This window comes from Pseudomonas sp. AU12215 (assembly GCF_001675465.2).
GTDB classification, from domain to species: Bacteria; Pseudomonadota; Gammaproteobacteria; order Pseudomonadales; family Pseudomonadaceae; genus Pseudomonas; species Pseudomonas nitroreducens.
In genome coordinates this window covers 48,245-58,850 of sequence record NZ_MACM02000016.1, presented here as the reverse complement: position 1 = coordinate 58,850, position 10,606 = coordinate 48,245, and the positions used below count along the sequence as shown (strand labels likewise).

Here is a 10,606-nt window from a genome sequence, read left to right as displayed (position 1 = left end):
TGGAAGGGCGCTTCGCCGAGATCGAGTTCGATTTCCAGCTGCAGCGGGCCGTCGCTGCCGGAGCCGAAGACCGCAGCAATCGTCCTCGCGCGCTGCAGGAGGCCTGACCGGGTAGGACCGAGGGTACGCCCAGTCCTTGCTCGCGAACGGATTCTCCGGCTGCTCCGGCGCCGGGCGGGTTCGCGAGCAAGCTCCCTCCTGCAGGGGGCTGCGCCTCCCGCGCACTCGCTCAAATGGCAATCCTCACTCGCAGCGCAGCCGTTAGTCCCCTAAGAGAAGTGTTCGATATTCGCACCAATAGTCGATTATCGCATTGTTTGCCCATCCCCCCGGCGGTACCTTTTTCCCACCTGCACCACCCCTACAACGAGACCGACCATGGCTGAACTCCTGACTCTCCGCGAAGCGGTCGAGCGCTTCGTCAACGACGGCGATACCGTCGCCCTCGAAGGCTTCACCCACCTGATCCCGACCGCCGCCTCCCACGAGCTGATTCGCCAGGGCAAGAAAGATCTGCACCTGGTCCGCATGACGCCGGATCTGGTCTACGACCTGCTGATCGGTGCCGGCTGCGTACGCAAGCTGACCTTCTCCTGGGGCGGCAACCCTGGCGTCGGTTCACTGCATCGCCTGCGTGACGCGGTGGAGAAGGGCTGGCCGCGCGAGCTGGAGATCGACGAGCACAGCCACGCCGACCTGGCCAACTCCTACGTCGCCGGTGCCTCGGGTCTGCCGTTCGCGGTGCTGCGCGCTTATGCCGGCTCCGACCTGCCGAAGGTCAACCCGAACATCAAGTTCATCAACTGCCCGTTCACCGGCGAGCAACTGGCTGCCGTGCCTTCGGTACGCCCGGACGTCACCGTGATCCATGCGCAGAAGGCCGACCGCAAGGGCAACGTGCTGCTGTGGGGCATCCTCGGTGTGCAGAAGGAAGCCGCCCTGGCCGCCAAGCGCTGCATCGTCACCGTGGAAGAAATCGTCGACGACCTGAAAGCGCCGATGAACTCCTGCGTGCTGCCGACCTGGGCGCTGTCCGCCGTCTGCCTGGTGCCCGGCGGCTCGCACCCGTCCTACGCCCACGGTTACTCCGAGCGCGACAACCGCTTCTACCAGGCCTGGGACCCGATCGCCCGCGACCGTGACACCTTCAACGCCTGGATCGATACCTACATCCGTGGCACGAAAGATTTCAGCGAGTTTCGTACCAAGCTCGCGGAGGCCAAGTAATGAGCGCCTACAGCACCAATGAAATGATGACCGTGGCCGCCGCCCGCCGCCTGAAGAACGGCGCCGTCTGCTTCGTCGGCATCGGCCTGCCGTCCAAGGCTGCCAACCTCGCGCGTCTGACTGCCTCGCCGGACGTGGTCCTGATCTATGAATCCGGCCCCATCGGCGCCAAGCCCAGCGTGCTGCCGCTTTCCATCGGTGACGGCGAGCTGGCCGAAACCGCCGACACCGTGGTGCCCACCGGCGAAATCTTCCGTTACTGGCTGCAGGGCGGGCGCATCGACGTCGGCTTCCTCGGCGCGGCCCAGGTCGATCGCTTCGGCAATATCAACACCACCGTCATCGGCGACTACAACAAGCCGAAAGTGCGCCTGCCCGGCGCCGGCGGCGCGCCGGAGATCGCCGGTTCCGCCAAGGAAGTGCTGATCATCCTGAAGCAGTCCCACCGCACCTTCGTCGACAAGCTGGCCTTCATCACCTCTGTCGGCTTCGGCGAGGGCGGCGACCACCGCCAGCAATTGGGCCTTCCCGGAAAAGGCCCGGTGGCGATCATCACCGACCTGTGCATCATGGAACCGGAAGCCGGCAGCAACGAATTCATCGTCACCTCGCTGCACCCGGGCGTGACCCGCGAGCAGGTCGTGGAAGCAACTGGCTGGGCGATTCGCTTCGCCGAGCAGGTGAGCGAAACCGTCGCGCCGACCGAGGTCGAATTGGAAGCCCTGCGCGCCCTGGAGGCCCGCACCGCTGCCGCCCACGGTCAGCAGGGAGGTGAGGAATGAGCCGCGAGGTCTTCATCTGTGACGCAGTGCGCACGCCCATCGGCCGCTTCGGCGGCGCGCTGGCCGGTGTGCGCGCCGACGACCTCGCCGCCGTGCCGGTGAAGGCGCTGGTGGAGCGCAATCCGCAGGTCGACTGGGCCGCGCTGGACGAGGTCTACCTCGGCTGCGCCAACCAGGCCGGCGAGGACAACCGCAACGTCGCGCGCATGGCGCTGCTGCTGGCGGGCCTGCCGGAGAGCGTGCCGGGCGTGACCCTCAACCGTCTCTGCGCCTCGGGCCTGGACGCGGTGGGCACCGCCTTCCGCGCCATCGCCAGCGGCGAGGCCGAACTGGTCATCGCCGGTGGCGTGGAGTCCATGTCCCGCGCCCCCTACGTGATGGGCAAGGCTGACAGCGCCTTCGGCCGTGGGCAGAAGATCGAGGACACCACCATCGGCTGGCGCTTCATCAACCCGCTGATGAAGGCGCAGTACGGCGTGGACGCGATGCCGCAGACCGCCGACAACGTGGCCGACGATTACAACGTCAACCGCGCCGACCAGGACGCCTTCTCCCTGCGCAGCCAGCAGCGCGCCGGCGTCGCCCAGGCTTCCGGTTACTTCGCTGAGGAAATCGTCCCGGTAGTGATCAAGGGTCGCAAGGGCGAAACCGTCGTCGATACCGACGAACACCCGCGCCCGGATACCACCCTGGAAGCGCTGGCCAAGCTCAAGCCGGTCAACGGCGAGGGCAAGACCGTCACCGCCGGCAACGCCTCGGGCGTCAACGACGGCGCTGTGGCGCTGATTCTCGCCAGTGCTGAAGCGGTGAAGAAACACGGCCTGACACCGCGTGCGAAAGTGCTCGGCATGGCCAGCGCCGGCGTCGCCCCGCGGGTGATGGGCATCGGCCCGGTGCCGGCGGTGCGCAAGCTGCTGGAGCGCCTGAATCTGTCGATGGATCAGTTCGACGTCATCGAGCTGAACGAAGCCTTCGCCGCGCAGGGCCTGGCGGTGACCCGTGAACTTGGCGTCGCCGATGACGATGCGCGGGTGAACCCCAACGGCGGCGCCATCGCCCTTGGGCATCCGCTGGGCGCCAGCGGTGCACGGCTGGTGCTCACTGCTGTGCATCAGTTGCAGAAGACGGGCGGCAAGCTCGGTCTGTGCACCATGTGCGTGGGCGTAGGGCAGGGTGTGGCGCTGGTGGTCGAGCGGGTGTGATCCCAAGAGCCCCTCACCCTAACCCTCTCCCGGAGGGAGAGGGGATTGTCCGTCATGGCGGTGATTGCGTGCGCATCCTGAAGTGTCAGGATGCATGGCGGAATATCTTCTCACTGCGAACGGCTCCCTCTCCCTCTGGGAGAGGGCTGTGGTGAGGGCCGCCCAACGCGCCATACTGTCCCGACAACGCCCGCCGATCTCCGGAGCTGCCTCGTGAGCACCAACCTTCTGTTCGACGCCTACTTCACCCAGCCCGCCATGCGCGCGATCTTCAGCGACCACGGCCGGGTGCAGGGCATGCTCGACTTCGAGGCCGCCCTGGCTCGTGCCGAGGCCCGCGTTGGCGTGATCCCGGCGAACGCGGTGGCACCCATCACCGCTGCCTGTCGCGCCGAGCTCTACGATTTCGAGGCACTGGCCCAGGCCATCTGCAGTGCCGGCAATTCCGCGATCCCGCTGGTGAAGGTGCTGGGCAAGCGCATCGCCGCTGAGGACGCCGAGGCCGAGCGCTACGTGCATCTGGGCGCCACCAGCCAGGACGTCATGGACTCCGGGCTGGTCCTGCAACTGCGTGCTGCCATCGAGCTTCTGGAGAGTGATCTCGCTCGACTGGCCGACGCGCTCGTCGCTCAAGCACAAGCCCACGCCGGTACGCCCATGGTCGGCCGCACCTGGCTGCAACATGCCACGCCGGTCACCCTTGGCATGAAGATCGCCGGTTGGCTGGGCGCGATCACCCGCCACCGCCAACGCCTGGATGAACTCAAGCCGCGCCTGCTCTGTCTGCAGTTCGGCGGCGCTTCCGGCAGCCTCGCCGCATTGGGTGAGAAGGGCTTTGCCGTGGCTGAGACGTTGGCTGAAGAGCTGGACCTGCAACTGCCCGAGCAACCCTGGCACACCCAGCGCGACCGTCTGGTGGAGTTTGCCAGCCTGCTCGGCCTGATCGCCGGCAGCCTCGGCAAACTGGGCCGCGACCTCAGCCTGCTGATGCAGACCGAAGCCGGCGAAGTCTTCGAGCCATCCGCGCCGGGCAAGGGTGGTTCCTCCACCATGCCGCACAAGCGCAATCCGGTGGGCGCTGCCGTGCTGATCGGTGCGGCCACCCGTGCGCCGGGGCTGGTCTCGACGCTATTCGCCGCCATGCCCCAGGAACACGAGCGCAGCCTTGGCCTGTGGCACGCCGAGTGGGAAAGCCTGCCGGAGCTGTGTTGTCTCGTCTCGGGTGCCCTGCAACAGGCGCTGTCCCTCGTGCCGGGCCTGGAAGTCGACGCCGAGCGCATGCTCGCCAACCTCGACCTGACCCGCGGCCTGGTGCTCGCCGAAGCAGTGAGCATCGCCCTGGCCCAGCGTATCGGCCGCGATGCCGCGCACCACCTGGTGGAAAAGTGCTGCAAGCAGGCGGTGAAGGAGGGCGCGCACCTGCGCGTGGTGCTCGGCGCCAATGCCGAAGTCGCTGCACAACTGAATACCGAGGAACTGGATCGACTGCTCGATCCTGCCCATTACCTGGGTCAGGCGCGCCGCTGGGTCGAACGCGCGCTGGCCGAACACCAAGAACTTTCCTTGCGCAAAGAATCCCGATAGGAGCCTTGCATGCCTGCCGTACGTCTCGCCGATGGCGACCTGAACTACCAACTGGACGGCCCGGCCGGTGCGCCGGTGCTGGTGCTGTCCAACTCCCTGGGCACCGACCTGCACATGTGGGACGCACAGGTCGCGGCCTTCGCCGAACACTTCCGCGTGCTGCGCTATGACACCCGTGGCCACGGCGCTTCGCTGGTCACCCCCGGCCCCTACAGCGTCGAGCAGAACGGCCGCGACGTGCTGGCGCTGCTGGACGCGCTGGACATTCCGCGCGCGCATTTCTGTGGTCTGTCCATGGGCGGCCTGATCGGTCAGTGGCTGGGCATCCATGCGCCGGAGCGCCTCTCGCGGCTGGTGCTGTGCAATACCGCCGCGAAGATCGGCACCCCGGAAGTCTGGAACTCGCGCATCGAGACCGTACTCAGCGGTGGTGCCGAGGCCATGCGCAACTTGCGTGACGCGTCGATCTCGCGCTGGTTCACCGCTGACTTTGCCGAGGCTGAGCCGGGCAAGGTGGAGCCCATCGTCGGCATGCTGGCGCAGACGTCGCCGGAAGGTTATGCGGCCAACTGCGCAGCCGTGCGTGATGCCGATTTCCGTGGCGAGATCGGTGCGATCACCGCGCCGACCCTGGTGGTCTGCGGCTCAGCTGACCCGGTGACCACTACCGAGGACGGCCGCTTCCTGCAGGCGCGCATTCCCGGCGCCGAGCTGGTGGAGTTCCGCGCCGCGCACCTGTCCAACGTGCAGGCGGGGGATGCCTTCAGCCAGCGCGTGCTTTCCTTCCTGCGCGCGTAATTGCTCGCTCCTACAAGGTTCCGATTTGGAGTTTGAGATGGACGAAAAAGAACGCTACGAAGCCGGCATGCAGGTGCGTCGCGCGGTACTCGGCGATGCCCACGTCGACCGCAGCCTGGCCAAGCGCAACGCCTTCAACGAAGAGTTCCAGGAAATGATCACCCGCCACGCCTGGGGTGACATCTGGACCCGCCCCGGCCTGCCGCGCCACACCCGCAGCCTGATCACCATCGCCATGCTGATCGGCATGAACCGCGAGGGCGAACTCACACTGCACCTGCGCGCCGCGCGCAATAATGGAGTGACCCGCGAAGAGATCAAGGAAGTGCTGCTGCAGAGCGCTATCTACTGCGGCATCCCCGCCGCCAACGCCACCTTCCACCTCGCCGAGGCGGTGTGGGACGAGCTGGGTACCGAGTCGCTGGACGACGCCTGATTCAGCGCCGCCCGGACCACGCATCCGGGCGGTGCCTGATTGGCTGATGCTCGTCCGCCCTACGACCCTGCGATATTCCGAGCGGGAGAGTCTCGCGGAGAAACTCCGCTCCCATGAGATCAAGAGCCGCTCCCACGACTCTGGAGAGACTCAGCTCTCCAGCTCCTTGCGATCCCTGAACAACTCCAGCGCCTGCGGATTGGCCAGCGCATCGGTGTTCTTCACCGGCCGGCCGTGCACCACGTTACGCACCGCCAGTTCGACGATCTTGCCGCTGATGGTGCGCGGGATGTCGGTGACCGCGAGAATCTTCGCCGGCACGTGGCGCGGGGTGGTGTTGCTGCGGATGGTCTGGCGGATGCGCTCCTGCAGTGTCTCGTCCAGTTCCACGCCGTCGCGCAGGCGCACGAACAGCACCACGCGCACGTCGCCCTGCCAGTCCTGACCGATAGCGATGGATTCCAGCACCTGCTCGACCTTTTCCACCTGGCGGTATACTTCCGCGGTGCCGATGCGCACGCCGCCGGGGTTGAGCACGGCATCCGAACGACCATGGATCACCAGGCCGCCGTGCTCGGTTTCTTCGGCGTAGTCGCCGTGGGCCCACACGCCGGGGAAGGTGGCGAAGTAGGCCTCGTGGAATTTCTCGTCGTTATCGTCGTTCCAGAAACCCACCGGGATCGATGGGAAGTGCTTCACGCAGACCAGCTCGCCCTTTTCACCGTGCACCGCTTTACCCGTCTCGTCCCAGACCTCAACTGCCATGCCCAGCGCCTTGCACTGGATTTCCCCGCGCCAGACCGGCGCAGTCGGATTGCCGATGGCGAAGCAGGAAACGATGTCGGTGCCGCCGGAAATCGACGACAGGCAAAGGTCGGGTTTCACCTCGCGGTAGACGTAGTCGAAGCTCTCGTGGGCCAGCGGTGAACCCGTGGAGAGGAGCGTCTTCAGACGCTCCAGCGAGTGGGTCAGGCGCGGGCGCACACTGGCTTTCTCCAGCGCCGCGATGTACTTGGCGCTGGTGCCGAAGACACTGATGTGTTCCGCATCGATCAGGTCCATCAGGCGCTCGGGGCCGGGGTGGAAGGGCGAGCCGTCGTAGAGCACCAGCGTGGCGCCGACGGCCAGGCCGGAGACCAGCCAATTCCACATCATCCAGCCGCAGGTGGTGTAGTAGAACAGCGTGTCGTCCTGCCCCAGGTCGACGTGCAGGCCGTGTTCTTTCAGGTGTTGCAGCAGTACGCCGCCGGTGCCGTGGACGATGCACTTGGGTACGCCGGTGGTGCCGGAGGAGTAGAGGATGTACAGCGGGTGATCGAAGGGAACCGGGGTGAATACGGGCTCGCCGCCGCTGTGGAAGAAGTCCTGCCAGAGGCTGACCCGCGCCGGCGTCTGGAAGTCCGTGCGGCGCGCATGGCCGTTGGCGTAGGGGACGATCAGCAACTGTTCGAGGCTCGGCAACTGGGCGAGGATTTCGTTGAGCTTGGCGGTCAGGTCCAGCACCTTGCCGGCGTAGCGGTAGCCGGCGCAGGCGATCAGCACCTTGGGTTCGATCTGGCCGAAACGGTCGATCACGCCCTGGGTGCCGAAGTCCGGTGAACAGCTCGACCAGGTGGCGCCCAGGCTGGTGGTGGCGAGCATGCCGACCACGGTCTGCCAGGTGTTGGGCATGAAGGCCGCGACGCGGTCGCCGACGCCCACGCCGGCTTCGCGCAGGGCGCGCTGCAGGCCGGCGACCTGGGCGGCCAGTTCGGCGTGGCTGAGCACTTCGCGCTGTTCATCCTCGCTGACGGCGATCAACGCCGGCTTGTGGTCGCGGCGGCGCAGCAGGTGTTCGGCGAAGTTCAGGGTGGCGCCGGGGAACCAGCGCGCATCGGGCATTTCCGGGCCTTCCTCGAGGACCGCCGTGGGCGCCTCGTGGAATTGCACGTCGAAGCTGTCGACGATGGCCAGCCAGAAGGCCTCGCGCTCGGCGATGCTCCAGGCGTGCAGGGCGGCGTAATCGGGCAGGTCAAGGCCGTGCTGCTGCGCTACCTTGCGCCGGAAGGCGTCCATGTGGGTGGCGGCGATGCGTTCGGGGGAGGGGCTCCAGAGCGCCTGGTTCATCGACTACGACTCCAACTGATTCGTGTGGGGCGGAAGGCACCGCCGACGAACGGTGCCTGCGCAGCATGTCACGAAGCGCCGCAAGAACCCTCAAGTCACTGGGCGACCCAGCCGCCATCCATGTTCCAGGCGGCGCCGCGGACCTGGGCGGCAGCTTCAGAACACAAGAATAGCGCCAGCTCGCCGAGCTGGTCGGCGGTGACGAAGTCCAGCGACGGCTGCTTCTCCGCCAGTAGGTCGTGGCGCGCCTGTTCGGGGCTGGCGCCGGCGGCGATACGCGCGTCGATCTGCTGTTGTACCAGCGGCGTCAGCACCCAACCGGGACAGATGGCGTTGCAGGTGATGGCCGTGGTGGCGGTTTCCAGGGCGGTGGTCTTGGTCAGCCCGATCACCCCGTGCTTGGCCGCCACGTAGGCGCTCTTGCCGGCAGAGGCGACCAGGCCGTGGGTCGAGGCGATGTTGAGGATGCGCCCCCAGCCGCGCTGGCGCATGCCCGGTAGCGCCAGGCGGGTGGTGTGGAACACCGAGGAGAGGTTGATGGCGAGGATCGCGTTCCAGCGCTCCACGGGGAAGTCCTCCAGCGCCGCAACGTGCTGGATGCCGGCGTTGTTGACCAGGATGTCGGGGCCGCCGAACTCGCGTTCGACGTAGGTGATCATCTCGGCGATCTGCTCGGGTTGTGCCATGTCCGCACCGTGGTGCCCGATGCGCGTGCCGTGCACCGACAGCTCGCGCACGGCCGCGTCGATGTCGCCGAAGCCGTTGACCACCACATTGGCGCCCGCCTGGGCCAGGCGCGCAGCGATGCCCAGGCCGATGCCGCTGGTGGAGCCGGTGACCAGTGCGGTCTTGCCCTTGAGTGTCATGCAAATCTCCTCTGGAACGGGTTAGCCGCATCGCTGCGACTATCAAAACATTGGAATACCCAGAATTCGTTTGTGGCCTTGCGAGCTAGAGCAGAACAAGGAAAAAGCAGGCGAGGACGCGGAGTTGACGTGTAGTCAATGAGCAGTCATCGCCTGCTTTTGACGCAGTTATGCCGACGCGCAGCTAGCCACAAGCGGATTCTCAGACGATGCCGGTGGCGTAGAAGGTGCTTATCACCACGAACACCGCGAGGGTCTTGATCAGGGTGATGGCGAAGATGTCCTTGTAGGCTTCGCGGTGGGTCAGGCCGGTGACCGCGAGCAGGGTGATCACCGCGCCGTTGTGCGGCAGGGTGTCCATGCCGCCGGAGGCCATGGCCGCCACCCGGTGCAGTACTTCCAGCGGGATGTTGGCGGCGTGGGCGGCAGCGATGAACTGTTCGGACATGGCCGCCAGCGCGATGCTCATACCGCCGGACGCGGAGCCGGTGATGCCGGCCAGGGTGGTGACGGTGATGGCCTCATTGACCAGCGGATCGGGAATCTTCTTCAGTGCCTCGGCCAGTACCAGGAAGCCCGGCAGCGAGGCGATCACCGCGCCGAAGCCGTATTCCGAAGCCGTGTTCATGGCCGCCAGCAGCGCGCCGGAAACAGCGGTCTTGCTGCCCTCGGCGATCTTGCTGCGAATCACCGCGAAGCTGGTCACCAGCACCAGCAGGATGCCCAGCAGTAGCGCCGCCTGCACCGCCCAGATGCCGGTCAGCTTGGCCACATCGCTGGCCACCGGCGCGGCCATGCCGGCCAGTTGCAGGCTGTGGGTCTTGCCGTAGACCTGGGGAATCCAGTGGGTGAACAGCAGGTTGGCGACGCCCACCAGCACCAGCGGCGAGAGCGCCAGCAGCGGGTTGGGCAATCGGATGTCGTCCGCGGTTTCCGGCTCGTTGCGCAGTTCGTTGCCGTAGCCTTCACCGGCCGCGCGCGCCTTGCCGGCCTGGCGGCGGAGGAACAGCATGCCCACGGTGAACACGAACAGGCTGCCGATCACCCCCAGCCAGGGCGCGGCCCAGCCGGTGGTGTTGAAGAAGGCAGTGGGGATGATGTTCTGGATCTGCGGGGTGCCGGGCAGGGCGTCCATGGTGAAGCTGAAGGCGCCCAGGGCGATGGTCGCCGGGATCAGTCGCTTGGGGATATTGCTCTGGCGGAACATCTCGGCGGCGAACGGATAGACCGCGAACACCACCACGAACAGTGACACGCCGCCGTAGGTGAGCAGGGCGCAGACCAGCACGATCACCAGCATCGCCTGGCGGGTGCCGAGCAGGCGGATGGCCGCGGCGACGATGGAGCGCGAGAAGCCCGACAGCTCGATCAGCTTGCCGAACACCGCACCGAGCAGGAACACCGGGAAGTAGAGTTTGACGAAGCCGACCATCTTCTCCATGAACACCCCGGTGAAGGCCGGTGCCACGGCGGAAGGGTCGGTGAGCAGCACTGCCAGCAGCGCGGCGATGGGGGCGAAGAGGATCACGCTGTAGCCGCGGTAGGCGGCGAGCATCAGCAGGGCGAGGGCCGCGAGGGCGATGACCACGCTCATCGAAGTATCTC

9 protein-coding genes and 1 pseudogene are annotated in these 10,606 nt (G+C 66.6%); 7 read left to right on the top strand and 3 right to left on the bottom strand.

What is annotated here, in order from left to right:
* The 7 genes and pseudogenes from A9513_RS36405 to pcaC form a co-directional block, all read left to right on the top strand.
* Positions 1 to 107 (top strand): annotated as a pseudogene (locus A9513_RS36405) (catechol 1,2-dioxygenase); the annotation flags it as partial.
* A 271-nt stretch (positions 108 to 378) separates the two neighbouring features.
* Positions 379 to 1,227, top strand: coding sequence for a CoA transferase subunit A (locus A9513_RS05040; RefSeq protein WP_065084134.1), 849 nt, complete (start codon positions 379 to 381; stop codon positions 1,225 to 1,227).
* Complete coding sequence (locus tag A9513_RS05035; protein ID WP_024767506.1) at positions 1,227 to 2,009, top strand: CoA-transferase subunit beta; 783 nt, start codon at positions 1,227 to 1,229, stop codon at positions 2,007 to 2,009. Before A9513_RS05040 ends, A9513_RS05035 begins: the two co-directional genes overlap by 1 nt.
* Positions 2,006 to 3,211, top strand: coding sequence for a 3-oxoadipyl-CoA thiolase (gene pcaF / locus A9513_RS05030; RefSeq protein WP_065084133.1), 1,206 nt, complete (start codon positions 2,006 to 2,008; stop codon positions 3,209 to 3,211). Before A9513_RS05035 ends, pcaF begins: the two co-directional genes overlap by 4 nt.
* Positions 3,212 to 3,424: 213 nt before the next feature.
* The gene (locus tag A9513_RS05025; protein WP_083196000.1) at positions 3,425 to 4,795 is read left to right on the top strand and encodes a 3-carboxy-cis,cis-muconate cycloisomerase; all 1,371 of its coding nucleotides are present in this window, start codon (positions 3,425 to 3,427) and stop codon (positions 4,793 to 4,795) included.
* A gap of 9 nt (positions 4,796 to 4,804) precedes the next feature.
* The gene (gene pcaD, locus A9513_RS05020; protein WP_037016936.1) at positions 4,805 to 5,593 is read left to right on the top strand and encodes a 3-oxoadipate enol-lactonase; all 789 of its coding nucleotides are present in this window, start codon (positions 4,805 to 4,807) and stop codon (positions 5,591 to 5,593) included.
* Positions 5,594 to 5,630: 37 nt separating this feature from the next.
* The gene (gene pcaC / locus A9513_RS05015; protein WP_024765605.1) at positions 5,631 to 6,029 is read left to right on the top strand and encodes a 4-carboxymuconolactone decarboxylase; all 399 of its coding nucleotides are present in this window, start codon (positions 5,631 to 5,633) and stop codon (positions 6,027 to 6,029) included.
* A gap of 150 nt (positions 6,030 to 6,179) precedes the next feature.
* Here the strand turns inward: pcaC and A9513_RS05010 are convergent, their stop codons facing one another.
* From A9513_RS05010 to A9513_RS05000, 3 genes are all read right to left on the bottom strand, one after another.
* The gene (locus tag A9513_RS05010) at positions 6,180 to 8,135 is read right to left on the bottom strand and encodes an acetoacetate--CoA ligase (protein WP_065084132.1); all 1,956 of its coding nucleotides are present in this window, start codon (positions 8,133 to 8,135) and stop codon (positions 6,180 to 6,182) included.
* A gap of 95 nt (positions 8,136 to 8,230) precedes the next feature.
* On the bottom strand, positions 8,231 to 9,001 hold the full coding sequence (locus A9513_RS05005; RefSeq protein WP_065084131.1) for a 3-hydroxybutyrate dehydrogenase: 771 nt from the start codon (positions 8,999 to 9,001) through the stop codon (positions 8,231 to 8,233).
* A 202-nt stretch (positions 9,002 to 9,203) separates the two neighbouring features.
* Complete coding sequence (locus A9513_RS05000; protein ID WP_065084130.1) at positions 9,204 to 10,595, bottom strand: GntP family permease; 1,392 nt, start codon at positions 10,593 to 10,595, stop codon at positions 9,204 to 9,206.
* Positions 10,596 to 10,606: the final 11 nt, after the last annotated feature.

Bases quoted from the DNA above. Each gene is read 5' to 3' on its own strand.
- A9513_RS05005 (WP_065084131.1), bottom strand. From the start codon at position 9,001: ATGACACTCAAGGGCAAGACCGCACTGGTCACCGGCTCCACCAGCGGC.
- A9513_RS05040 (WP_065084134.1), top strand. From the start codon at position 379: ATGGCTGAACTCCTGACTCTCCGCGAAGCGGTCGAGCGCTTCGTCAAC.
- A9513_RS05035 (WP_024767506.1), top strand. From the start codon at position 1,227: ATGAGCGCCTACAGCACCAATGAAATGATGACCGTGGCCGCCGCCCGC.
- pcaD (WP_037016936.1), top strand. From the start codon at position 4,805: ATGCCTGCCGTACGTCTCGCCGATGGCGACCTGAACTACCAACTGGAC.
- pcaC (WP_024765605.1), top strand. From the start codon at position 5,631: ATGGACGAAAAAGAACGCTACGAAGCCGGCATGCAGGTGCGTCGCGCG.
- pcaF (WP_065084133.1), top strand. From the start codon at position 2,006: ATGAGCCGCGAGGTCTTCATCTGTGACGCAGTGCGCACGCCCATCGGC.
- A9513_RS05010 (WP_065084132.1), bottom strand. From the start codon at position 8,135: ATGAACCAGGCGCTCTGGAGCCCCTCCCCCGAACGCATCGCCGCCACC.
- A9513_RS05000 (WP_065084130.1), bottom strand. From the start codon at position 10,595: ATGAGCGTGGTCATCGCCCTCGCGGCCCTCGCCCTGCTGATGCTCGCC.